The sequence below is a fragment of the Streptomyces sp. NPDC053750 genome (genome assembly GCF_044544295.1).
In the GTDB taxonomy this organism is placed as follows: Bacteria; Actinomycetota; Actinomycetes; order Streptomycetales; family Streptomycetaceae; genus Streptomyces.
This window is the reverse complement of sequence record NZ_JBITXB010000001.1, coordinates 577,792-599,883: the sequence shown is the minus strand read 5'-3', so window position 1 is coordinate 599,883 and position 22,092 is coordinate 577,792. Positions and strand designations below refer to the sequence as shown.

The window sequence follows — 22,092 nt, the reverse complement described above, 5'->3', positions numbered from 1 at the left end:
CCCGACAAAGTGGTCGCGCTCGGTTTCGAGGACGAAAAACGCCCACCCCTCACCCGATCGAGCCGGGTGAGGGGTGGGCGAAGACGGCGAACGTCAGCAGCCGACGAGCCTCGACGCGAGGTACCCCTCGATCTGGTCCAGCGACACGCGCTCCTGCTTCATCGTGTCCCGCTCCCGCACGGTCACCGCGTTGTCGTCGAGCGTGTCGAAGTCGACCGTCACACAGAACGGCGTCCCGATCTCGTCCTGGCGCCGGTACCGGCGCCCGATCGCACCGGCGTCGTCGAACTCGATGTTCCAGTTCTGCCGCAGCGCCTGCGCGAGCCCCTTCGCCTTCGGCGACAGCTCCGCGTTGCGGGACAGCGGCAGCACCGCGACCTTCACCGGCGCGAGGCGCGGGTCGAGCCGCAGCACGGTCCGCTTCTCCAGCTTGCCCTTGGCGTTCGGGGCCTCGTCCTCGACGTACGCGTCGAGCAGGAAGGCGAGCATCGCGCGCCCGACACCGGCCGCCGGCTCGATGACGTACGGCGTCCAGCGCTCGCCGGCCTCCTGGTCGAAGTAGGAGAGGTCCTGGCCGGAGGCCTTGGCGTGGGCGCCGAGGTCGTAGTCCGTCCGGTTGGCGACACCCTCCAGCTCGCCCCACTCGCTCCCGCCGAAGGAGAACCGGTACTCGATGTCGGCGGTGCGCTTGGAGTAGTGGGAGAGCTTCTCCTTCGGGTGCTCGTACCAGCGCATGTTCTCCTCACGCAGGCCCAGGCCGGTGTACCAGTTCCAGCGCTGCTCCATCCAGTACTCCTGCCACTTCTCGTCCTCGCCCGGCTTGACGAAGAACTCCATCTCCATCTGCTCGAACTCGCGGGTGCGGAAGATGAAGTTGCCGGGCGTGATCTCGTTGCGGAAGGACTTGCCCATCTGGGCGATGCCGAACGGCGGCTTGCGGCGCGAAGTGGTCTGCACCTGGGCGAAGTTGGTGAAGATGCCCTGGGCGGTCTCGGGCCGCAGGTAGGCGACGGAGCCGCTGTCCTGGGTCGGGCCGAGGTGGGTGGAGAGCAGACCGGAGAACTGCTTGGGCTCGGTGAAGGTGCCCTTGTTGCCACAGTTGGGGCAGTTGAGGTCGGCGAGGCCGTTCTCCGGGGCCTTGCCCTTCTTCTCCTCGTAGGCCTCCTCCAGGTGGTCCGCGCGGAACCGCTTGTGGCAGGAGGTGCACTCGGTCAGCGGGTCCGTGAAGGTGGCGACGTGGCCGGAGGCCACCCAGACCTCGGGGGCCAGGATCACGGACGAGTCGAGACCGACGACGTCCTCGCGCGAGGTGACCATGTAGCGCCACCACTGGCGCTTGAGGTTCTCCTTGAGCTCGACACCCAGCGGCCCGTAGTCCCAGGCGGCACGCTGTCCGCCGTAGATCTCACTACAAGGGAAAACGAAGCCACGGCGCTTGCTCAGGCTGACGATGGTGTCGATCTTGTCGGCGGCCACGGTGCTCTCTTCATTACGACGACGGGCGACGAAGCGAGATGCTTCCAGAGAATGCTTCAGGTTACCGGCGTGGGCCGCCCCTCGACCAAATCGGGGGCACCCCCCGACGTACCGGCCGTTAGTTGACAACGGTTTCCATATTTGTTGAAAATGAATGCCATGAACGTACGACGACGCCACATATCCGGCATAGCAGCCACCGCGGCCGCCGCCCTCGGCCTCGGGACCCTCTCCGCCTGCGCCGGCGACAGCGCGGCGGCGGGCAACACGGACAAGTTCGACGTCGTCGCGTCGTTCTACCCGATGCAGTACCTCGCCGAGCAGATCGGCGGCGACCACGTGAACGTCACCACCCTCACCGAGCCCGGCCAGGAGCCGCACGACCTGGAGCTGAGCACCAAGCAGACCGCCCAGATGGGCGAGGCGGACGCGGTGCTCTACCTGAAGTCCCTCCAGCCCGCCGTGGACGAGGCCGTCGCCCAGTCCGGCGCGAAGACCAAGATCGACGCGGCCACGCTGACCGAGCTCGAGGACCACGGGAGCGTCGAGCACGACCACGGCCACGAGGGCGAGGAGCACGCGGCCGAGGAGCACTCCGAAGAGGAGGAGCACGCCCTCGACCCGCACGTCTGGCTGGACCCGGTGAAGTACGCCGAGATCGCCGAGGGCGTCGCGGGCGCCTTCGAGAAGGCCGACCCGGACAACGCCGCCGACTACCGCAAGAACGCCGACGCGCTGACGAAGAAGCTGGCCGACCTGAACACGGCGTACAAGGACGGCCTGGCGAACACCGACACCAAGGTCTTCTTCACCAACCACGCCGCCTTCGGCTACCTCGCCGAGCGCTACGGCCTGACCCAGGAGGCCATCAACGGCCTCGACCCGGAGAGCGAGCCCAGCCCCGCCCGGATCAAGGAGCTCCAGGACGAGGCCAAGGCCGACGGCGTCACCACCGTCTTCTACGAGACACTGGTGTCCGACAAGACCGCGAAGACCCTCGCCAAGGACGCGGGCCTGAAGACCGACGTCCTCGACCCGCTGGAAGGCATCACCGACAAGTCGAAGGGCGACGACTACATCGCGGTCATGGAGTCCAACCTCAAGGCGCTCGAGGCCGCCCTCGGCGCCAAGTGAGCGTTTCGATCGTTACGGAGGGCATCGTGAGCGACGAGCCTGTCATCTCCCTGCGCGGCGTCCGCGCCGAGCTGGGCTCACGCCCCGTCCTGCGCGGCATCGACCTCACCGTGGGCCGCGGCGAGGTCGTGGCGCTGCTCGGCGCCAACGGCTCGGGCAAGTCCACGGCCGTGCGCACGGTCATCGGCCAGGTGCCGGTCACGGCCGGCGAGGTCGAGCTGTTCGGCACCCCGCGGCGCCGGTTCCGCGACTGGGCGCGCGTGGGCTACGTCCCGCAGCGCACCACGGCCGCGGGCGGCGTGCCCGCCACGGTGACCGAGGTGGTCTCCTCCGGCCGCCTCTCCCGCGCCCGCTTCGGCATCCTGCGCAAGGCCGACCACGAGGCCGTACGCCGCGCCCTGGACCTGGTCGGCATGGCGGACCGGGCCAAGGACTCCGTGAACGCCCTCTCCGGCGGCCAGCACCAGCGGGTGCTGATCGCCCGCGCGCTCGCCGCCGAACCCGAGCTGCTGATCATGGACGAGCCGATGGCGGGCGTCGACCTGGCCAGCCAGGAGGTGCTGGCCGACACGCTCAGGAAGCAGGTCGCCGCCGGCACCACCGTCCTCCTCGTCCTGCACGAGCTGGGCCCCCTGGAGCCCCTGATCGACCGGGCGGTCGTCCTCCGCGACGGCTGCGTCCTGCACGACGGCCCGCCCCCGAAGGCGGTCGGCCAGCACGCCCTGCCCGGCCACGACCACGTCCACCCGCACGCACCGGCGGGCGCCGAACCGATCCGCACGGGACTGTTGAGCTGATGGAAATCCTGAACTACGCCTTCATGCAGCGGGCGCTGCTGGCCGCCGTCCTGGTCGGCATCACCGCCCCCGCCGTCGGCATCTACCTGGTGCAGCGCCGCCAGGCCCTCATGGGCGACGGCATCGGCCACGTGGCGATGACCGGCGTCGGCCTCGGCTTCCTGCTCTCCTGGTCCCCGATCTGGATGGCCACCCTGGTCTCCGTCCTCGGCGCCGTCCTCATGGAGCTGATCCGCTGGTACGGCAAGACCCGCGGCGACATCGCCCTCGCCATGCTCTTCTACGGCGGCATGGCCGGCGGCGTGATGTTCATCAACCTCGCGCCCACCGGCTCCAACGCCAACCTCACCTCGTACCTCTTCGGCTCGCTGTCGACGGTGAGCGAGTCCGACGTCACGGCGATCTGCGTGCTGGCCGCCTTCGTGGTCCTCGTCACCCTCGGCCTGCGCCGCCAGCTGTTCGCGGTCAGCCAGGACGAGGAGTTCGCCCGGGTCACCGGCCTGCCGGTGCGCGCGCTGAACCTGCTGACGGCCGTCACGGCGGCGGTCACGGTGACGGTCGCGATGCGCGTCGTCGGGCTGTTGCTGGTGTCGGCGCTGATGGTGGTCCCGGTGGCCGCCGCGCAGCAGCTCACCCGCAGCTTCGCCGCCACCTTCGCCGTCGCCGTCGCCATCGGCGTCACCGTGACGATCAGCGGCACGGTCACGTCGTACTACCAGGACGTGCCGCCCGGTGCGACCATCGTGCTGCTCACCATCGGCGCGTTCGTCCTGCTGACCGCGCTGGCGGCGCCGCTGGCCCGGCGACGCGCGCGGGCGGCCACCGCGGCGCAGGCCGCCGCGGATCCGGCGGAGTGCAAGATTCCGGCCACCCGGGGGGCCGCCGACGAGGTCGGCGTCTGACCGCCGGCAGACCGGGCTGGCACAATGGCCCGGCAAGCCGCAGACGTGAGGAGGAATCCGGTGACGACCGCTGGACCGCCCGTGAAGGGCCGCAGCACCCGGCAGCGGGCCGCCGTGTCGGCTGCCCTCCAGGAGGTCGAGGAGTTCCGCAGCGCACAGGAGCTCCACGACATGCTCAAGCACAAGGGCGACTCGGTCGGGCTCACCACGGTCTACCGCACCCTGCAGTCCCTCGCCGACGCGGGGGAGGTCGACGTCCTGCGCACCGCCGACGGCGAGTCCGTCTACCGCCGATGCTCCACCGGCGACCACCACCATCACCTCGTCTGCCGCGCCTGCGGCAAGGCGGTCGAGGTCGAGGGCCCCGCGGTGGAGAAGTGGGCCGAGGCCATCGCCGCCGAGCACGGCTACGTCAACGTGGCGCACACGGTGGAGATCTTCGGCACGTGCGCGGACTGTGCGAGTGCCTGCGGCAGCTGAGCCGCCAAGGGCCCGGGGCTTCGCCCCGGGCCCTTTTTCGGCCTGACGGCCTCGTCCTCGAACGCCGGACGGGCTGAATCTGTCCGAGCCGGACTATTCTGTGCGGCCCTCCATGGCGAGGAGCTCCTCGTTCGGGATGGCCCCGCCGAACCGGCGGTCCCGCGACGCGAACTCCAGACAGGCCCGCCACAGGTCACGCCGGTCGAAATCCGGCCACAGCACGTCCTGGAACACCATCTCGGCGTAGGCGCTCTGCCACAGCAGGTAGTTGGACGTCCGCTGCTCCCCGCTCGGCCGCAGGAACAGGTCCACGTCCGGCATGTCGGGGTAGTACAGGTACTTCGCGAGCGTCTTCTCGTTCACCTTCGAGGGATCGAGCCGCCCGGCCCGCACGTCCTCGGCGAGGGCCTGCGCGGCGTCGGCGATCTCGGCGCGCCCGCCGTAGTTCATGCAGAAGTACAGGGTCAGCCGGTCGTTGTCCTTGGTCTGCTCCTGGGCGACCTGGAGCTCCTTGGCCACCGACTTCCACAGCTTGGGCATCCGCCCCACCCAGCGCACGCGGATCCCGAGCTCGTCGAGCTGGTCGCGGGTCTTGCGGATGAAGTCGCGGTTGAAGTTCATCAGGAAGCGCACCTCGTCCGGCGACCGCTTCCAGTTCTCCGTGGAGAAGGCGTACAGGGAGATGTTCTTCACGCCCATCTCGATCCCGCCCTGGAGCACGTCCAGCACCCGCTCGGCGCCGACCTTGTGCCCCTCGGTGCGCGGCAGCCCGCGCTCCTTGGCCCAGCGCCCGTTGCCGTCCATGACGATCGCCACGTGCTCCGGTACCAGCTCACCGAGCCTAGGGGGCCGCGCGCCGGACGGGTGCGGCTCCGGCGTCCTGTAGTCCCGGCGCTGACGCCCCAGGATCCCGCGTACGGCCATCTCAGTTCTCTCCTACTTCTCGACGTACCGCAGGGAGCGCAGTCCCCGCTCCAGGTGCCAGTGCAGGTACGCGGACACCAGCCCGCTCCCCTCCCGGACGTACCGCGACTCGCACGCGTCCGCGGTCCCCCAGTCTCCCGTGAGCAGCGCGCCGAGCAGTTCCAGGGCCTGCGGCGAGGGTACGACGCTGCCGGGCACCCGGCAGTCGGCGCAGACGGAGCCGCCCGAGCCGACCGAGAAGAACCGGTTCGGTCCCGGCATGCCGCACCTCGCGCAGTCCCCGAAGGTCGGGGCATACCCGTTCACCGCGAGTGAGCGCAGCAGGAACGCGTCCAGGACCAGGTTCGGCGCGTGCTCGCCGCGGGCGAGGGTGCGCAGCGCGCCGACCAGCAGCAGGTACTGCTGCACCGCCGGCTCGCCCTCGTGGTCGGTGAACCGCTCGGCCGTCTCCAGCATGGCCGTCCCGGCGGTGTAGCGCGCGTAGTCCGTCACGATCCCGCCGCCGTACGGCGCGATGGTCTCGCTCTGCGTGCACAGCGGCAGCCCGCGCCCGACCAGCTCGCTGCCCTTCGAGAAGAACTGCACGTCCACGTGCGAGAACGGCTCCAGCCGCGCCCCGAACTTCGACTTCGTTCGCCGCACCCCGCGCGCCACGGCGCGTACGCGTCCGTGACCGCGTGTGAGCAAGGTGATGATCCGGTCCGCCTCACCCAGCTTCTGGGTGCGCAGCACGATGCCGTCGTCGCGGAACAGACTCATGCCGACCATTCTCGCGCATGCTTCAAGGCACCTCGCCACGGCTTCGGGCGTTGGTGTACGCCATCGCCGCGCTGAGCCGCTCGGCCGGGGTGGCGTGGCGTACGTCACCCGGCTCTGCGTCCCACTCCCGCCCTCCGCCGTACGGTCGCATCTGGACGTACGGCCCCTCGTGCCCCATGACGACGCCGACGCGGCCGGTGCGGGTGTCGACGGCGTAGGAGCCGACGGGCGGCGTCGTCCTCATCGCAGCGCCGCCGCGAGGCGCTGCGCGGTCTCGAGGGAACATCGTCCCAATTCGACGAGTGGACAGGGGGCCTCCCGCGCAAGACTCACCGGGTCGAGCCCGAGTGACGGCAGAGTAATTCCTGCCTTCACGAGTGCCGCGCGCAATTCTTCCACCACTACCTCCGCTTCTTCGACGCAGAGCGCCGAGTGCCGTGCCTCCACGGTGTTCCCCTTCCCTTTACGGTTTCACTCTTCGTGTCCCAAGAATGCCCCTCGACGCCTACACTCGGCAGGAGCCTGTGCACTACAAGTGCGTGTCAGAGCAGGGGGGTTGGTTATGGCCAATGGTTCACGTCAGGCGGCGTGGGAGTTCTTCGGCGCGGAGCTGAAACGACGGCGCGAGGACGCCGGCATTACCCAAGTCGAGCTGGGCGCACGGGTATTCGTGTCCGGGGGATACATCGGCCAGTTCGAACAGGCTATTCGCAAGCCACAGTTGGACGTGGCCCAGCGGATTGACGAGACGCTACAAACCGACGGTATTTTCGAGCGGCTGTGCAGGAAGCTGATTGATGATCCGCGGTATGCGGATTACTTCGCCCATGTGGTGGAGCTGGAGCGGCTGGCCACACGGATCTGCGAGTTCGCGCCCACGGTGATTCCGGGCCTGCTGCAGACCAAGGACTACGCGCAGGCGGTCACGATCGCGGCGAACCCGTTCAAGCCGGACTCCTACGTCGACGAGATCGTCACCGCCCGACTGGAGCGGTCGCTGATCCTCGACGCTACAAGGCCCGAGTATTGGGTGACGTTGCACGAGAACGTGCTGCGGATTCCGGTGGGCGGCCCGCCGGCGATGGCGGCGCAACTGGAACACATCGCACGGCTGATGCGGGAGCGCGCCGCGATGGTGACGGTGCTGCCGTACAGGGCGGGGGCGCACGCGGCGATGGGCGGGATGCTGAAGCTCATGGACTTTGAGGACGCCCCGCCGGTGGCTTATACAGAGACGGAGTATTCGGGGACACTCATCGACGATCCAGCCGTGGTGATGCACGCCCAGCGCACATACGATCTGCTCAGGGTCGCCGCGCTGTCGCCGGAGGCGTCCCTGGCCCTGATCGACTCGGCGGCGGAGGACTTCAGACGATGCGCGAGTTCGACCTGAGCAACGCCCGCTGGACGAAAAGCACCTACAGCAACGGCCAAGGCGGCGACTGCGTCGAGGTCGCCGACGGAGTCCCCGGCGTCGTCCCCGTCCGGGACAGCAAGGTGACCGGTGGCCCGGTGATCGTCTTCGGGTCGGCGGCCTGGACGAAGTTCGTACGTACCTCTTCCGGACGATGACCAAGACGCCCTCCGTGCGCGAGAGTGGCCCCGCAGACTCACGAACAAAGGGGGCACCATGTCGTACCCGGAGCCGCGCTACCTGGGCGAGAAGGGCGAGATCAACGCCGTGTTCAGGGCGGCCGACACCCCGCCGGACATCGTCTCCCCCGGCGGCACGACCACCCACTACCTCGCGAGCCACGCCTCCACCGGCGGGGAGTTCGGGCTCTACAAGGTCGACATGGGGCCCAAGGCTCCCGGTGCCAGGACGCACTTCCACCGGAGCATCTCCGAGTCGTTCTACGTCCTGTCGGGCGAGTTGGAGCTCTACAACGGTGAACGCTGGGTCACCGGGCGCCAGGGCGACTTCCTGTACGTCCCGGTCGGTGGACTGCACGCCTTCAAGAACGACAGCGACGATCCCGTGTCCATGCTGATGCTGTTCTCGCCGGGCGCCCCGCGCGAGGAGTACTTCGAGCGTGTCGCCGAGTTCGCGCAGCGCGGCGGCGAGGAGCTGCGGGAGTTCCAGGTGAAGCACGACAGCTTCTTCGTGTGACGGTGTGACGTCTCGGGGAGAACCCCGATGGCCGTACTGGGGTAATCCCCCGTGCGTTTCAGGTTGTTGCCCGGATGGGGAGGACCCCGGGCATCCGCGAGGCTCGTCACATGACGCAGCGCACGCGCACCATCCGCAACGCCGCCATCGTCGGCGTGTCCACGGCCCTCCTCGGCATCACCGCACCCGTGACCGCCTCCGCCACCGCAGGCCCGTCCGAGCCCCTCGCCTGGACGGCCTGCGAGGGCACCGGCCTCCATCCCCGTCAGCAGTGCGCCACCCTCCGGGTCCCCATGGACCACGCCGACCCGGACGGCCCCCGCATCGACATCGCCGTCTCGCGCATCCGCAGTGAGAATCCGGATGCCCGGCGCGGAGCACTCCTGCTCATCGCCGGCGGGCCAGGCGGCTCCAGTCTCAACGATCCCTCGGGAAAGGGGCAGAAGCTGCCCCAGGACGTCCGCGACGCCTACGACCTCATCGGCTTCGCGCCGCGTGGCCTCGCGCCGTCCACGCCCGTCAGCTGCGGGCTGGAGCACGGCGACCTCGCCACCTCCCGGCTCCGGCCCTGGCCCGCCCCCGACGGCTCGGTGGACGGGAACATGGCCACCGCGCGCCGCATGGCCGACGCCTGTGCCCGCAACGGCGGCGAGCTGATCAAGCACCTCAGCACCGCCAACGAGGCCCGCGACATCGACCGCCTCCGGGCCGCGCTCGGTGAGCGGAAACTCTCCGCGTGGGGGACGTCGTACGGGACGTACGTGGGGGCGGTGTACGCGCAGATGTTCCCGCACCGCACCGACCGCGTCGTGCTGGACAGCGTCGACAACCCCGACCCCACCCGCGTCAACCGCGCCTGGCTGGCCGCGCACGAGGAGGGCGTGGAGGACACCTTCCCGCACTTCGCGGCCTGGGCGTCCGAGCCCGGGAACCCCGACCGCCTGGCGCGCGACGCCGCCGACGTACGGCCGATGTTCCTGCGGCTCGCCGCCCGCCTCGACCGCGAGCCCATCCCCTGGCCCGGCGCCAACCCGGAGGAGCTGAACGGCAATGTGCTGCGCCAGACGATGCTGGACAGCCTCTACTCCCCCGGCCGCTATCCGACGCTCGCCAGGCTGCTGCGGGCCGCGCAGCAGGGCACCGTGCCGCCCGCGCCCGAGGCGCCGCCCGAGGCCGTGCTGCAGAACGTCGCCGGTGTGGGTGCCGGAGTCCTCTGCAACGACGTCGCCTGGCCCAAGTCCCAGGCCGTGTACGAGAAGGGCGTCGCCGAGAGCCGCGCCAAGTACCCGCTCACCGCCGGGATGCCCCGCAACGCCATGCTGTGCGCCGCCTGGCCGTACCCGCCGCGTGAGGCACCGGTGCGGATCACCGACGAGGGCCCGTCCAACGTCCTGCTGCTCCAGAACGAACGGGACGTGGCCACCCCGCTCGGCGGCGCCCTGGAGATGCGGGAGGCGCTCGGCCGGCGCGCGGTCATGGTCACCGTGGACTCCACCGGCCACAACCCCTACCTCTCCAACGGCAACGCCTGCGGCGACCGCACGGCCTCCCACTTCCTGGCGACGGGAGAGCGGCCGGACGCGGACACCTACTGCTGACAGTCCCGGCCGTAGCGGCGGGCCAGGGCGCAGTACGCCTCCTTCGGCACCCAGTGCCAGTCCGAGGACGAAGGGAGGCGGTTGCCGCGCCGAACGTCAGCCGCTCCCCGGCGTCACCAGCCCCGACTCGTACGCCACGATGACCAGTTGCGCCCGGTCCCGCGCCCGCAGCTTCCCCATGATCCGGCTGACGTGGGTCTTCGCGGTCAGGGGGCTCAGCCCCAGGGAGTCGGCGATCTCCGTGTTGGTGAGGCCGCGCGCGACGAGGGTGAGCACCTGGCGCTCCCGGTCCGAGAGGCAGTCGGGACCACCGCCGTCCGTCACCGGGACCGAAGGGCTGCGCAGAAACCGCTCGATCAGCCGGGCCGTCGGGCCGGGTGACAGCAGCGCGTCACCCGCCGTCACGGTGCGGATGGCGTCGAGGAGTTCGGCGGGCCTCGTGTCCTTCACCAGGAACCCGGAGGCGCCCGCGCGCAGGGCCTCCACGATGTTCTCGTCGGTGTCGTAGGTGGTGAGCACCAGCACCTTCACGCCCGCGAGGTCCTCGTCGGCGGCGATCAGCCGGGTCGCCTCGATGCCGTCGAGGTCGGGCATGCGGACGTCCATGACGACGAGGTCGGCGCGTCGCGCGCGGGCCAGCTCCACGGCCTGGCGGCCGGTGCCGGCCTCGCCGACGACCTCCATGTCGGGGGCCGACGCGACGAGCAGGGCGAACGCGGCACGGACCAGGTTCTGGTCGTCCGCGAGCAGCACACGTATGGTCATCCGTCCCTCTCCGGGGTCAGGGTCGTCCGGGGCGTGGCCGGGGTCGGCAGTACGGCCGTCACCTCGAAGCCGTCGGCGCCCTCCCGTGGTCCGGCGTCGAGTGTGCCACCCACGCTGCGGGCCCGCTCCCGCATGCCGACGAGGCCGAAGCCGGGGGTTCCCGCCGGGTCGGGCCCGGTGCCGTCGTCGGTGACGGACAGGCGCAGGGCACCGGGCTCGGCGTGCACCTCGACGCGGACGGTCGGTTCCGGTCCCGCGTGGCGTACGGCGTTGGTCAGCGCCTCCTGCGTGATGCGGTAGAGGGCGGCGCCGACCGCGGGCGGGGCGTCGTCGGCGCGCACCGACAGCTCCACGCGTGCTCCGGCGAGCCGGGCGCTCTCCGCCAGGTCGGACAGGCCGTGCAGTCCGGGCAGCGGGCCGCGGGCGTCGGGCGCGTCCTGTTCCCGCAGGACCTCCAGCGTGGTCCGCAGCTCGCCGCGCGCGCTCCGGCAGGTCTCGGCGATGTCGTCGAGGGCCTTGGCGACGGCGGCCCGGTCCAGGCGCTCGGGGTCGGCGGCCAGCACGTGGGCGGCGACCGAGGTCTGCACTCCGATGAGGGTGATGCTGTGCGCGAGCAGGTCGTGCAGGTCCCGGGCGACGCGCAGCCGCTCCTCGGCGACGCGGCGCCGGGCCTCCTCCTCGCGGGTGCGTTCGGCGCGCTCGGCGCGTTCGACGATGGCGGCGACGTACTGGCGGTAGTAGCGGACGTCGATGCCGCAGAAGAGGATGGCGATGACCCAGCCGGAGATCCGGATCAGTTCGAGGGCCTGGTGGGTGTTGACGGTGAGCATGATGCTCACGGACACGGTGAGGACCGCGATGCCGGTCAGGATCGTGCGCAGGGGGCGGCCGGTGACGGCCAGCGTGTAGAGGGCCACGTAGGAGGCGGGGCCCACCGCGGCGTGGTTGTTGTCCATCGCGTGGTAGGGCCCGACCACGGCCACCACCACCGCCAGCACCAGCAGCGGACGGCGCCGCCGCCACACGATCGGCACGTGCGCGGCGACCAGCAGCGTCCAGCCCACCGCGTCCGGGCGGCGGCCCTCGTCGGTCAGCAGCGCCAGGCAGACGGCGCCGACGAGGAGGACCCCCGCGAGCACGGCGTCGTTGCGGGTGCCGTGCGGGACGGTGCGCGGATCGCGGTTGATCACGGCCATGATCCGCTCACCGAGCCGGAGCCGGGGCGGGGTCGGCGGAGGCCTCTTCGTCGCTGTCGGGGTCGTGGTCGGCTGCACGCGCCCATCCTCCGCGACGGGTGCGCCCCTCCGGGAGGGGAGGGGCGCGATCCGGTCGTCGGACACCTCAGACACCGACGGGCTCCCGCTCCCCGGCCGGCACCGGATCCCCGGGCGCCCGGGACAGCCGCCCCGGCCACCACACCCGGCGCCGCAGCGCCACGCTCGCGCTGGTCACCAGGTAGGTGCGGACGAGGAAGGTGTCGAGGAGGACGCCGACCGCGATGACGAAACCCAGCTCGACGAGTTGCACCATCGGCATGTTGGTGAGCACCGCGAAGGTGGCCGCGAGGACCAGCCCGGCGGAGGCGATGACGCCGCCGGTGGTGCGCAGCGCGGTGAGCGCGGCCTCGGTGGGTTCGGCGCCGCCCAGGGACTCCTCGCGCATCCGGTGCATCAGGAAGATGCCGTAGTCGACACCGAGGGCCACCAGGAACACGAAGGACAGCAGGCCGAGGCCCGGATCGGTGCCCTCGAAGCCGAAGAGCGGTTCGAAGACGAGTCCGCCGATGCCGAGGGCCGCGCCCCACACGGCGACGACGGCGGCGACCAGGATCAGCGGCGCGACCAGCGACCTCAGCAGCACCACCAGGATCAGCAGCACGGACAGCAGCACGATCGGCACGACGATGACGGTGTCCCGGGCGTTGGTGTCCTCCAGGTCGATCTGCTGGGCGCTGGGACCGCCGACGTAGGAGCCGTCGAGCCCCTCGCGCAGGGCCTCGATGGTGGCGGTCTCGGCGGCCGACTGGGGCGGGGCGGAGGCGAGGACGGTGAGCTCGGTCCAGCCTCCGCCGCTGCGGCCCTTCTCTGCGCTCTCGACGCCGCGGGTGTCACGGGCCTCGGCGAGCGCCGCGTCGGCGCGGTCGGCGGGGGCGATGACGGTGATGGGCTGGGTGCCGCGCTCCGGGTAGGCGGCGGCGAGGGTCTCCATCGCGGCGATCGCCTCGGGCCTGCTGGTGAAGGAGTCCTCCTGCTTGAGCGAGCCGGGCAGGTTGAACGACCCGAGCGCCAGCGCGCCGAGCAGCACGGCGCCGCCCACCAGGACGGCACGGGGCCGGCGTTCCGCGGAGCTGCCCATCGCGGTGAACAGCGACCTGCGGGCCTTGGGCGTGCTGCCGTGGCGGGGTACGAGCGGCCAGAAGACGCGGCGGCCCAGCAGCACCAGGATCGCGGGCAGCAGGGTCAGCATGGCGGCCAGTGCGCACAGCACGCCGACGGTGCCGAGCGGGCCCATGCCCCGGCTGGAATTGAGGTCCGCGGCGAGCAGGCACAGCAGTCCGGCGGCGACCGTGCCCGAGGACGCCAGCACGGCGGGGCCGCAGCCGCGCAGGGCGACGAGCATGGCGTCGTGGGGGCGCTCGATGCGGCGCAGCTCCTCGCGGTAGCGGGAGATCAGCAGCAGCGCGTAGTCCGTGCCGACGCCGAAGACGAGGATGGTCATGATGCCGGAGCTCTGGCCGGAGACCGAGGTGCCGAACCACTGGTTGAGGCCGTAGGCGACGCCCATGGAGAGGTAGTCGGCGATCCCGGCGACGGCGAGCGGGACGAGCCACAGGAACGGGCTGCGGTAGATGAGGATCAGGAGCAGGGCGACGACCGCGGCGGTCGTGTAGAGCAGCGGGCCGTCGAGCGAGTTGTAGACCTCGGAGGCATCGGTGGCGAGCGCGCCCGCGCCACCGACCTCGACGCTCAGCCCGTCACCGCCCTCGGCGACGTCCCGTACGGCGTTGACCAGTGCGTCGCGCGCCTCCTCGTCCTGGCCGGGCTCGGTGGAGGCGACCGGGTACATGAGGGTGGTGCCGTCCTGGGACGGGATTCCCGCCGGACGGTCGGTCAGCCGGTGCGCGCCCGCGATCTCGGCGATCTGCTCGGCGGCGGTGGCCCTGTCGTCGGCGGTCAGTCCGCTGTCGCGGTGGTAGACGACGACCATCTCGGTGGCCTCGCCACCCGGCAGCCGGTCCTGGATCTTCGCGACCTGCGTCGAGTCGGCGCTCGCCGGCAGGTAGTCGACGGCCCGGTCGCGCTGCACGTCCGACAGTTTCGACGCGAACGGCGAGGCGATCGCCAGGACGGCGATCCACAGCCCCAGCACCAGCCAGGGCACGGCCCGGCGCCGCCCTCCGCCGGTCGCCCCGCGTGTCCTTACTGCCCCCATGAGTCGGACCCTCCTCCGGTCGGGTGTCTGTTTCGCATTCCAGACTCCCGACCACGGGACCCCGACACGTCGGGCATGAGGGCGAGTTGGCGGCTACTTCCCGGGGTGACGCGGGGCCGGTGTTACTCCCCGGGGAGTACGGGGAGGGTACGGAGAGGGTTCACGGCCGGTCGACCATCCAGTTGCCGTCCTCCTCGTCGTCGACCCGCACCTCCAGCTCGCGCAGGCCCATCCCCGCGTCCCAGAGCTCCCTGAAGCGCTTCAACCGGTCCCGTACGTAGTCCTGGCGCGCGGTGAGCCGGGTCCTGACGTTGACGTCGCGCAGGTCCTGCTCGATCTCGAACGACACCTCCTCGTCGTAGAGGATGAAGTCGTTGGTGGTGCCGCGCTGGAGGTGCGGGGGCAGTTCGGGCAGGACCGCCGCGCGTACGTCGATGCGCCGCAGTTCCTGCTCCTCGCACAGCCGCAGCAGCCGGTCGTCGAGCTCGCGGGCGCTCTCCAGCAGGAACAGCCGGCGCACCGTGACGCCCTGTTCGTCGATCGCCGCCTGCTGGGCGTCCAGGTAGCGGCCGGCGGGCTCGCTGTTCCAGAACTCCCGGTCGACGGAGGTGCTGGTGGCGCAGATGGAATGCTCGGCGGCGCGGGTGAGGGTGAGCATCCAGTCGTGGTTCTCGCCGGGGCACTCGGCGCTCAGGTTGGTCAGGTCGGCCATGTGGCCGACGACCCGGGTCATCTCCAGGTGGACGAAGGTGTGGAGGATCGAGGGACCCGGCACCAGGACGTCGGCGAATCCCTTGGCGAGGTCGGGCACGCTGTCGATGCGGGCCCGGTCCAGCGGCGGATAGGGCTCGGCGGGCCGGTGGTCGGCCTGGGTGACATGGTGTTCGACCAGCTGCTTGACGTCCTCGGTGTGCCGGGTCAGGCCGGTCCGCAGCTCGTCGTCGTACCGGTTCAGGCCGTCCCGTACGTCCTGTACGGCGGCGGTGTTCTCGGCCAGCGCGCGCTCCACCCGCAGGGTGTGCTCCTCCGTGCGCGCCTCGCGGGTGGGCGGGGCCAGGCCGTGGACGTACTGGACGAGGACCGCGGCGCCGGCGCAGAGCAGGGCGGCGGCGGCCTGCCGCAGTGCCCCGTCCTCCGGGCTCAGCAGCGCGGTGACGCTCCAGGTGAGGGCGCCGGCGACCAGGCCGACCAGCAGCCTGCGCCCCCATGGGGACTCCCCTCTCGGGTCGCCCGGGATCGCCGTGCGGGCCGTGTCGTCGGGGCGGGGTGACTGTGCCGTGCTCATCTCGCTTCTCCCCCCGTTGGGATACGCGTCGGATCGGGGTGCGGGGATGTGCGTGCCGGGCGCCGGTGTCCGGTCAGGGAGCCGGTTCCACCTCCCGGCGGGCCGAGGGAATGGCGTGCAGGGTGAGCTGGTCGCGGATGCGCTGCACCAGCGCCCGCCACTGCCGGGTGAAGCCGGGCCGCTCCTCCAGCGGGTCCCACAGCGGGGCCAGGTCCTTGGCCACCCGGGCCCGGGGCATCCACAGGTGGAGCAGGTGGTCGACGGCCGGGCGCAGCGCCCTGACGGCGGCGCCCGGGTCCTGGGTGGCCGCTCCGCCCAGGCGAATGCCGTCGAGCATGCGGACCACGGTGGTGAGCAGCCAGTCGTGCAGCGCGAGGTCGTCGCAGAGTGCGGCGAGGTCGGCGGCGGGGGTGCCTTCGGGCACACGGAGCCGTACGGTGCGCAGTTCGTCCTCGGCGAGGGTGAACCGCTCGATCGACGGGCCCTCGTCCGGGGCCGCGGGCAGGGCCGCCCAGCGCAGCCGGGTGGGGCGGGACCGGAAGGGCGGACGCTGGTCGAGCAGGGGGTGGCGCAGCAGCCGGGTGAGCAGCCCGTCGGCGATCAGCCCGACGTCGAGGTCGCCGTGCCGGCCGCCGCCGAGGACGCCGTGGGCGACCGCCTCGTGGGGCAGCTTGCCGAGCGGCTCGACCACTCCGGGGCGTACCAGGTACTCGCCCCACGGCCGCCGCTGGTCGGGGCCGGTGGCGGGCAGCCGGAAGTAGGCCGAGGACTGGAGGATGCGCCCCTCGGTGAGCGCGGCCCGCGCGGCGACCGTGCCGACCGCGCGGATCCGGGCGCCGTTGGCGCTGGGCAGGGGGCAGTCGATGCCGGTGAGGGTGTCGGGCGAACGCGCGTAGAGGTTGGGGCGTTCGGAGAGCAGGACGCGTTCGTCGGCGCGCAGGCCGAGGAGCTGGGCGGCGGCGCGGATGTCGAGGGCCTGCCGAGTGGGCAGCAGGCTGGTGCGGATCTCGCCGCAGGCGAGTACGGCGCGCGGGGTGCTCTGCCGCGGCGCCATGTCAGGGCCCCGAGTAGTACACGTAGGAGATGCGGTCGGCGACCGAGTCCGGGACGGGGGTGCGTTCCCGGCCGGAGCGTTCGGCGACCTGCGCCAGTGCCCCGGGGTCGACCTCGATCTGGTCGAGGATCACGCGGACGGCGTGCTCGACGGGGAGGAACCGGCCGGGCAGCACCGAGCAGGTCCGGTAGGCGGCGAAGGGGTCGGCCTCGGCGTTGAGCCGGACCAGGGAGGGCAGTTCGTCCCAGTCGTCCGGGAAGCCGGTGGTGGTGTGCGGCTGGGGGACGAGGACGGCCTCGCCCTCGTTGCGCAGCAGTCCGAGGCGGGCGAGCTGCCACACGGCGGCGAGGAAGGGGCAGGACCAGGTGCGGTGCCCGTCGGCGTCGTCGCTCCACAGTTCGACGTCGAGGAAGACGGAGTGGCGGCGGGCCGCGGTCTCCCGGGGCGGCTGCCAGTCGGCGGCCGGTTTCATCGCCTGCGGGGCGCGGGCGACGGGGCTGCGCTCGCCGTTGGCCAGCCAGCCGGTCTGGGCGGCGGGCGGACGCAGGCCGTAGCTGCCGGGCGGCGGCGACTCGACGATCCGGCCGGCCACCGCCTCGGCGACGGGCACCTTGCCGGTGACGGCGCAGCCGGACTCGCGGGCCAGGTAGTCGACGCCCAGCCCGGCCCGCTCGGCCTCCTTCAGCAGCATGGGGACGACTTCGGCGGGGGTGGAGAAGCGGGTGAAGTAGTCGTCGACGAGGAAGCAGGTGCTGATCCGGGCGCGCCTGCCGCCGGCGCGTGCGGTGGCGGCGGTGCGGGCGGCCTCCACCCAGGGGCGTACTTCGGCGAAGTGCTGCCGCAGGCGCTCGGGACCGGCCTCGAAGTCCTCCATGTAGAGGTGGCCCAGCTCCAGGGAGAGGTGGGCCAGCGCCACCGACTGGGTGCGCGGCTCGGCGGCGGTCTCACGGAACACCGCGTCCGTCATGGCCGCCCCCAGTACGAGTCGTCCGTCAGCCGCCGGGCGATCTCCTCCAGCGCCTCCAGGGTCTCCTTGTTGGCGATCTGGGTGGAGAGCACGTCCTCTTCGGTGATCAGCTGCTCGCGCCACTGGAGTATGGGCTCCAGGGGGACGATGCCGAGGACGACGCTGTCGCCGATGCGGTGCTCGGCGGCGAGCCGGCGCAGCGCCTCGTCGCAGGCCTGCATCCAGGCCGCCTGGGCGGGTGAGCCCTGGGACCACAGCGGCGACTCGGGGTCGGGCACGGCGGCCCGGACGAAGCGGATCGCGGCCCGCAGGGTCTCCTCGTCGTGTCCGCGCTCGACGCCGCCGCCGATGATGCCGTGTTCCCTGTGGACCAGCCCGGAGGCGGCGATCACGTGCTGCCGCGTCCAGCGGTGGAAGACGAGCCAGCGGAAGGTGACGTAGCGCATCCGGGGGTGGGCGGTCGCCGCGAGGACCATGTCGACGGCGTAGCTGCGGCCCGCGCTCAGGTCGACGACGGTCAGGTCGAACTCGCCGTTGAGCCGCAGCAGCAGGTCGACGCACCGCTCCAGGGCTTCCTCACCGATGGCGAACTCGCCGCCGCCGGCGTCGCCGGGGAACAGGACCAGGCGCCCGGACTGGTTGGGGCGGACGCGCAGCAGGGGGTGCTCGGTCTGCCGCCAGACGTCGATCCTGGCCGGCTCGGCCGCCTCGCCCTCCAGGTAGGAGTGGAGGCCGCGTTCCTCGGTGCCGCGCATCGCGCCGGGCACGTCGAAGACGGCGGCGGCGGTGGGCGAACCGAAGTCGAAGTCCACGTAGGCCACGTCGTCGCCGGTGAGGGCACGCTGGTAGGCCAGGTTGGCGCTGGTCACCGAGCGTCCCGTGCCTCCCTTGTCGGAGGCGGAGAAGACGAGCACACTCACACCTCCTGTGCGGCGGCGCCCCTGGCCTGGGCCAGGGTGTCGAGTTCCTGGAGTACCGGCAGGGCCAGGGCGAAGGCGGTGGCGGGCCGGTCGTCGACCAGGCCTCGGGCGTGGTCGAGACGGCTCTCGATGCTCCGCATGGCCCGGGCTCTGCTGCCGTCGGCGGCGGCGGACGCCTCCAGCTGCTCCTTGCCGAACAGATGGGTGGCCTCGCTGAGCAGCTCGCGGGCCAGCTCGGCCAGTTCGGGGCTGCGGATGGGCTGCTGTTCGTACAGGTTGCGGGCGGCGACGAGGCATTCGGTGACGCGCTCGGTGATGCTCCAGGACATGCGGAGGCCGACGTCGCGGGCGTCCGGGTAGACGGCCTGCACGTTGTCCCAGAGGCCGGCGCCCTCCTCGTCCTCGATGCGCCGTGACCACAGGTGCTCGAAGGTCTGCTCGGACAGGCGCAGCAGACGGTCCTGCGCGCCGATGTTCCGGGAGAGTTCGGCGAGTTGGATGCTCCGCTTGAGGAGCTGTGCCGAGAAGTCGGCCATCCGCCACAGGAGGAGTCCACCGGAGCGCTCGGATCCGGCGAGCGGCATGGTGACACCGGGGTGGTGCAGCCGGATGGTGGAGTCCTCCCTGGTCATCCGGCTGGTGACCCGGCCGCGGTCGGCGAGGCGCTCCATGACGGCGACGGTGCGGGTGAGGTCGTCGTCGGTGGCCTTCCGGCGCACCAGGTCGTGGACGACGATGGCCGCGACGGTCAGGGAGAAGTACTCGGACTCCAGCCGCAGGCCCGTGGTCTGCCAGGGGAGGTCCTCCAGGGGCCAGCGGTCGGCGCCGAAGCGGGCGATGGCCGACCAGTACTGCTGGCTGAGTTCCCAGCGCAGGCGCAGCATCTCGGCGAGTTTCTGCTGGTCCTCGTCGAGCAGGCCGAGGGTGAGGGTGCGGTCGGAGAACAGGTCCTGGATGCCGTCGAGGGCGACGACGGTGAAGTACACGTAGGGCAGCCGGTCGGCGATGCCGTCGGGCTGGCCGAGGACGTGGGCGCTCAGGTCGGTGATCTGCGGGGCGTCCTGCACGATGCCCCACGCCCAGCCGCACTCGAAGAGCTGGCTCTCGTCGCGGATGCCCTCGTCGACCTGGATGCCGCGGGTGAGACTCTCGATGATGGTGGCGCGCAGGGGCCGTAACCGGCGGGAGAACTGCTGGAGGACGGCCCGGTCGGACTGTCTGCCCTGTCCGATGACCTGGATCAGGCGTCGGCCCTGTTCGGACTCGGCGTCGAAGACGTTGACGGTGAAGGAGCGCAGCAGGCTGATCATGGCGGCGGTCAGCCGGGCGTTGGTGGCGTCCCGCAGTTCGGCGATCGCCTTGAGCACCTCGGGGCGGGTCGTGGTGCCTTCGTAGACCTTGAGGAATCCGAGGGTGGCGAGGCAGAGCGTGACGGACATGGAGTAGGAGTCGACCACGCCCAGCTGGCCCTGTTCGTGGGTGACCTCACCGCCGGGTTCCCCGGGCCGGAAGTAGTGTCCGCCGGCGAAGGTGGGGCTTTCGTCCGTCCCGGTGTGGGTGCGCATGAACTGGCTGAGCGCGGTGATCAGGTTGGCCGGGATCTCCAGACGGCTGCCGACCCGGTCGAGTGCGCGCAGCACGTCCCGTTCGGTGGTGTCCGGTTGGTCGAGGCGGAAGGCGGGAACCTCGGTGGCCGGGTAGAGCAGGCAGAGCAGTCGCTCGGCGTCCGCGACGCTGCTCAGCCCGTCGGTGTCGCCCCAGGCGAGTTTCCCGTCGTCGAACGAATGACGGGCCATGGCCTGCCAGATGTCCAGCAGGTGCTGACGTGGCTTGATCTGCATCCCCGCACCCCTCGTACAGATCTCGTTGCCCTGTGTTTCAGCATGGTCCCCGTTCCTACGGGGTGGCAATCTCCGTGTTGCGCCGCCCCAGGGCGAGGAGCATTCCCTCGTGTCCCGGCCGCACCATGTGGTGCAGATCGTGGATTTCCAGCTCTCCTGTGTACTTCTCCAGGCTCTCCCTGACCCGGTCCTCGTTCACCCGGTAGGCCGGATACTGGTGTTCGCCGACGCGGTAGCCGACCGACTCCTTCATGAAGGCGGCGGCGAAGGGCGCCTTTTCATTGAGCGCGTTCATGAAGCACCGCACGCCCCGGTGGAACTCGTCGGGGCACTCGGACATCGAGTCGGCGACGAAGAACATCGTCCCCAGCTCCCAGCGCCGGTCTCCGCCCTCCAGGTCGAACAGGTTGCCGCGCTGCACCCGGACGATCTCGCTGACGCGGCTTCTCGGTTCGACGGCGCGGTAGGCGGGAGACTCGCTCAGCACCTCCCAGAACGCGTCCCAGGCGGTGTCGTACCCGCCCGGGGAGACCTGCTTCTCGAGGTACTCGACGTTCGGGTCCGCGTACTCCAGCAGCAGCACCTTCTGGCACCAGGGGAGCATGGAGAGCGCGGGGTAGAGATTCGCACCGGCGCCGACGTCGATGCCCCGCACGGAATCCGGAACGGCTCCACCGAAGCAGCGGTCGAAGTAGTCGCGCATCAACCGGACGATCAGCACGTCGACTTCGAGCGGCGTCCGGTAGTTGTTGTCGACGTACGCCTCTGGATCGAACTTCGACCAAGGTGCGTCGGCGTTGCGATCCATAGTCACCCTGCCGCATTCCATTTGATTCCGGACAAGCCCCAGTGCCGTGCACGATAGGCCACCAGGTCACGACGAGACAGCCGGGAACACGCCAGTCCTCATCCGCCGGGCGCACGTCGGGCGCATCGGCGCACACCCGAACTCGCCCTTGCGGGAGGGAAGTTGGAAGCTCACTGTAGCCAGAAGGAGTACCCGGCCGCCACATGCGGCCGTGCACTCCTGGGGATGAACGACGCATCCGTCGGGTTGACTTCGCACGTTCTGACTGGGGGTGGCATGACCGCCGAACCGCTGGAACGCTCCTTGGACCGCCACGAGCAGCTCACGGGCCCCGACCCGTACCCGGAGACCCCGCCGCCGACCCTGCGGACGGCACGGGAGTCCGATCTGCCCGAGTTGCGGCGGCTCGACGAGGAGGTCTTCCAGGAGGTCGCCTATCCCGGCTTCCTCCTGCGCCAGCTCTTCGACATGTACGAGGAACACTTCCTGGTCCTCGACGACGGCGCGGGCCGGCTGCGCGGCTATGTACTGGCCGCCACCAGGGCACTCGCCCGGGACAGCTGGATACTGGGCCTGTGCGTGACCCAGGACCGCCGGCGCCACGGACTGGGCCGGGAGCTGATGACGGAGGTCCTGACCCGGCTGCGCCGGGACGGCACGGAGGTGGTCCGCCTCACCGTGGAACCCGCCAACCTCGCCGCCATCCTGCTCTACCGCTCGCTGGGCTTTCGCCCCGAGGAACCCGACGGCGGTCTGCGCCCGGACTACTTCGGCCCGGGCATGCACCGCCAGATCATGCGGCTGGACCTTCCCGGGAGTACCTGATCCGGGATCCGGCCG

The 22,092-nt window shown here is 71.1% G+C and carries 23 protein-coding genes; 9 read left to right on the top strand and 14 right to left on the bottom strand.

Annotated elements, in window-relative coordinates; genetic code table 11:
* Nucleotides 1-93: 93 nt before the first annotated feature.
* Nucleotides 94-1,476 (bottom strand): glycine--tRNA ligase, encoded by a 1,383-nt coding sequence (locus ACIGO6_RS02580; RefSeq protein WP_399870195.1) that lies wholly within the window; start codon nt 1,474-1,476, stop codon nt 94-96.
* A 159-nt stretch (nt 1,477-1,635) separates the two neighbouring features.
* On the opposite strand from ACIGO6_RS02580, the gene ACIGO6_RS02575 reads away from it, so the two are divergent.
* From ACIGO6_RS02575 to ACIGO6_RS02560, 4 genes are read left to right on the top strand one after another with little or no spacing between them, the layout of a single operon-like run.
* Nucleotides 1,636-2,610 carry a zinc ABC transporter substrate-binding protein gene (locus tag ACIGO6_RS02575; protein ID WP_399870192.1) on the top strand — a complete coding sequence of 325 codons (975 nt, stop codon included), beginning with the start codon at nt 1,636-1,638 and terminating at the stop codon, nt 2,608-2,610.
* A gap of 26 nt (nt 2,611-2,636) precedes the next feature.
* Nucleotides 2,637-3,407 (top strand): metal ABC transporter ATP-binding protein, encoded by a 771-nt coding sequence (locus tag ACIGO6_RS02570; protein WP_399870189.1) that lies wholly within the window; start codon nt 2,637-2,639, stop codon nt 3,405-3,407.
* Nucleotides 3,407-4,309, top strand: coding sequence for a metal ABC transporter permease (locus tag ACIGO6_RS02565; protein WP_399870186.1), 903 nt, complete (start codon nt 3,407-3,409; stop codon nt 4,307-4,309). Before ACIGO6_RS02570 ends, ACIGO6_RS02565 begins: the two co-directional genes overlap by 1 nt.
* A 60-nt stretch (nt 4,310-4,369) precedes the next feature.
* Complete coding sequence (locus ACIGO6_RS02560; protein WP_399870183.1) at nt 4,370-4,789, top strand: Fur family transcriptional regulator; 420 nt, start codon at nt 4,370-4,372, stop codon at nt 4,787-4,789.
* A gap of 93 nt (nt 4,790-4,882) precedes the next feature.
* Here the strand turns inward: ACIGO6_RS02560 and ACIGO6_RS02555 are convergent, their stop codons facing one another.
* From ACIGO6_RS02555 to ACIGO6_RS02540, 4 genes are read right to left on the bottom strand one after another with little or no spacing between them, the layout of a single operon-like run.
* On the bottom strand, nt 4,883-5,713 hold the full coding sequence (locus ACIGO6_RS02555; RefSeq protein ID WP_399870182.1) for an isoprenyl transferase: 831 nt from the start codon (nt 5,711-5,713) through the stop codon (nt 4,883-4,885).
* A 12-nt stretch (nt 5,714-5,725) separates the two neighbouring features.
* Nucleotides 5,726-6,472: a DNA repair protein RecO gene (gene recO / locus ACIGO6_RS02550; protein ID WP_399870180.1), complete on the bottom strand. Its 747-nt coding sequence runs from the start codon at nt 6,470-6,472 to the stop codon at nt 5,726-5,728.
* 22 nt (nt 6,473-6,494) lie between these two features.
* On the bottom strand, nt 6,495-6,716 hold the full coding sequence (locus ACIGO6_RS02545) for a hypothetical protein (protein WP_399870179.1): 222 nt from the start codon (nt 6,714-6,716) through the stop codon (nt 6,495-6,497).
* On the bottom strand, nt 6,713-6,919 hold the full coding sequence (locus ACIGO6_RS02540; RefSeq protein ID WP_399870177.1) for a hypothetical protein: 207 nt from the start codon (nt 6,917-6,919) through the stop codon (nt 6,713-6,715). The genes ACIGO6_RS02545 and ACIGO6_RS02540 overlap by 4 nt, the downstream gene beginning before the upstream one ends.
* 115 nt (nt 6,920-7,034) lie before the next feature.
* Between ACIGO6_RS02540 and ACIGO6_RS02535 the strand changes: the two genes are divergently transcribed.
* The 4 genes from ACIGO6_RS02535 to ACIGO6_RS02520 all read left to right on the top strand — a co-directional run bounded on the left by ACIGO6_RS02535 (nt 7,035) and on the right by ACIGO6_RS02520 (nt 10,180).
* Nucleotides 7,035-7,865: a Scr1 family TA system antitoxin-like transcriptional regulator gene (locus ACIGO6_RS02535; RefSeq protein WP_399870175.1), complete on the top strand. Its 831-nt coding sequence runs from the start codon at nt 7,035-7,037 to the stop codon at nt 7,863-7,865.
* The gene (locus ACIGO6_RS02530; protein ID WP_399870173.1) at nt 7,847-8,044 is read left to right on the top strand and encodes a DUF397 domain-containing protein; all 198 of its coding nucleotides are present in this window, start codon (nt 7,847-7,849) and stop codon (nt 8,042-8,044) included. The genes ACIGO6_RS02535 and ACIGO6_RS02530 overlap by 19 nt, the downstream gene beginning before the upstream one ends.
* A 58-nt stretch (nt 8,045-8,102) precedes the next feature.
* A complete protein-coding gene (locus ACIGO6_RS02525; protein ID WP_399870171.1) occupies nt 8,103-8,582 on the top strand; it encodes a cupin domain-containing protein in 480 nt (159 codons plus the stop codon).
* A 110-nt stretch (nt 8,583-8,692) separates the two neighbouring features.
* Nucleotides 8,693-10,180, top strand: a complete 1,488-nt coding sequence (locus ACIGO6_RS02520; protein ID WP_399870169.1) for an alpha/beta hydrolase — start codon at nt 8,693-8,695, stop codon at nt 10,178-10,180.
* 96 nt (nt 10,181-10,276) lie between these two features.
* Here the strand turns inward: ACIGO6_RS02520 and ACIGO6_RS02515 are convergent, their stop codons facing one another.
* From ACIGO6_RS02515 to ACIGO6_RS02475, 9 genes are all read right to left on the bottom strand, one after another.
* Nucleotides 10,277-10,945 (bottom strand): response regulator, encoded by a 669-nt coding sequence (locus ACIGO6_RS02515; RefSeq protein WP_399870168.1) that lies wholly within the window; start codon nt 10,943-10,945, stop codon nt 10,277-10,279.
* On the bottom strand, nt 10,942-12,219 hold the full coding sequence (locus tag ACIGO6_RS02510) for a sensor histidine kinase (RefSeq protein ID WP_399870166.1): 1,278 nt from the start codon (nt 12,217-12,219) through the stop codon (nt 10,942-10,944). Before ACIGO6_RS02510 ends, ACIGO6_RS02515 begins: the two co-directional genes overlap by 4 nt.
* 67 nt (nt 12,220-12,286) lie before the next feature.
* A complete protein-coding gene (locus ACIGO6_RS02505) occupies nt 12,287-14,377 on the bottom strand; it encodes an MMPL family transporter (RefSeq protein WP_399870164.1) in 2,091 nt (696 codons plus the stop codon).
* 160 nt (nt 14,378-14,537) lie between these two features.
* On the bottom strand, nt 14,538-15,662 hold the full coding sequence (locus ACIGO6_RS02500; RefSeq protein ID WP_399870162.1) for a hypothetical protein: 1,125 nt from the start codon (nt 15,660-15,662) through the stop codon (nt 14,538-14,540).
* Nucleotides 15,663-15,735: 73 nt separating this feature from the next.
* Entirely contained in the window at nt 15,736-16,716 is a 981-nt protein-coding gene (locus ACIGO6_RS02495; protein ID WP_399870160.1) for an SCO2521 family protein, read from the bottom strand.
* 1 nt (nt 16,717) lies between these two features.
* Entirely contained in the window at nt 16,718-17,683 is a 966-nt protein-coding gene (locus ACIGO6_RS02490) for an SCO2522 family protein (protein ID WP_399870158.1), read from the bottom strand.
* Nucleotides 17,680-18,597 (bottom strand): SCO2523 family variant P-loop protein, encoded by a 918-nt coding sequence (locus ACIGO6_RS02485; RefSeq protein WP_399871578.1) that lies wholly within the window; start codon nt 18,595-18,597, stop codon nt 17,680-17,682. The genes ACIGO6_RS02490 and ACIGO6_RS02485 overlap by 4 nt, the downstream gene beginning before the upstream one ends.
* A gap of 2 nt (nt 18,598-18,599) precedes the next feature.
* The gene (locus ACIGO6_RS02480; protein ID WP_399870157.1) at nt 18,600-20,444 is read right to left on the bottom strand and encodes an SCO2524 family protein; all 1,845 of its coding nucleotides are present in this window, start codon (nt 20,442-20,444) and stop codon (nt 18,600-18,602) included.
* A 55-nt stretch (nt 20,445-20,499) separates the two neighbouring features.
* Nucleotides 20,500-21,273, bottom strand: coding sequence for an SCO2525 family SAM-dependent methyltransferase (locus ACIGO6_RS02475; RefSeq protein WP_399870156.1), 774 nt, complete (start codon nt 21,271-21,273; stop codon nt 20,500-20,502).
* Between the two features lie 255 nt (nt 21,274-21,528).
* Between ACIGO6_RS02475 and ACIGO6_RS02470 the strand changes: the two genes are divergently transcribed.
* Nucleotides 21,529-22,077 (top strand): GNAT family N-acetyltransferase, encoded by a 549-nt coding sequence (locus ACIGO6_RS02470; RefSeq protein WP_399870154.1) that lies wholly within the window; start codon nt 21,529-21,531, stop codon nt 22,075-22,077.
* The last annotated feature ends 15 nt before the right edge of the window (nt 22,078-22,092 follow it).

Coding starts and splice junctions, on each gene's coding strand:
- ACIGO6_RS02575 (WP_399870192.1), top strand. CDS start 1,636: ATGAACGTACGACGACGCCACATATCCGGCATAGCAGCCACCGCGGCC.
- ACIGO6_RS02565 (WP_399870186.1), top strand. CDS start 3,407: ATGGAAATCCTGAACTACGCCTTCATGCAGCGGGCGCTGCTGGCCGCC.
- ACIGO6_RS02555 (WP_399870182.1), bottom strand. CDS start 5,713: ATGGCCGTACGCGGGATCCTGGGGCGTCAGCGCCGGGACTACAGGACG.
- recO (WP_399870180.1), bottom strand. CDS start 6,472: ATGAGTCTGTTCCGCGACGACGGCATCGTGCTGCGCACCCAGAAGCTG.
- ACIGO6_RS02545 (WP_399870179.1), bottom strand. CDS start 6,716: ATGAGGACGACGCCGCCCGTCGGCTCCTACGCCGTCGACACCCGCACC.
- ACIGO6_RS02535 (WP_399870175.1), top strand. CDS start 7,035: ATGGCCAATGGTTCACGTCAGGCGGCGTGGGAGTTCTTCGGCGCGGAG.
- ACIGO6_RS02530 (WP_399870173.1), top strand. CDS start 7,847: ATGCGCGAGTTCGACCTGAGCAACGCCCGCTGGACGAAAAGCACCTAC.
- ACIGO6_RS02525 (WP_399870171.1), top strand. CDS start 8,103: ATGTCGTACCCGGAGCCGCGCTACCTGGGCGAGAAGGGCGAGATCAAC.
- ACIGO6_RS02520 (WP_399870169.1), top strand. CDS start 8,693: ATGACGCAGCGCACGCGCACCATCCGCAACGCCGCCATCGTCGGCGTG.
- ACIGO6_RS02515 (WP_399870168.1), bottom strand. CDS start 10,945: ATGACCATACGTGTGCTGCTCGCGGACGACCAGAACCTGGTCCGTGCC.
- ACIGO6_RS02505 (WP_399870164.1), bottom strand. CDS start 14,377: ATGGGGGCAGTAAGGACACGCGGGGCGACCGGCGGAGGGCGGCGCCGG.
- ACIGO6_RS02500 (WP_399870162.1), bottom strand. CDS start 15,662: ATGAGCACGGCACAGTCACCCCGCCCCGACGACACGGCCCGCACGGCG.
- ACIGO6_RS02495 (WP_399870160.1), bottom strand. CDS start 16,716: ATGGCGCCGCGGCAGAGCACCCCGCGCGCCGTACTCGCCTGCGGCGAG.
- ACIGO6_RS02490 (WP_399870158.1), bottom strand. CDS start 17,683: ATGACGGACGCGGTGTTCCGTGAGACCGCCGCCGAGCCGCGCACCCAG.
- ACIGO6_RS02480 (WP_399870157.1), bottom strand. CDS start 20,444: ATGCAGATCAAGCCACGTCAGCACCTGCTGGACATCTGGCAGGCCATG.
- ACIGO6_RS02475 (WP_399870156.1), bottom strand. CDS start 21,273: ATGGAATGCGGCAGGGTGACTATGGATCGCAACGCCGACGCACCTTGG.
- ACIGO6_RS02470 (WP_399870154.1), top strand. CDS start 21,529: ATGACCGCCGAACCGCTGGAACGCTCCTTGGACCGCCACGAGCAGCTC.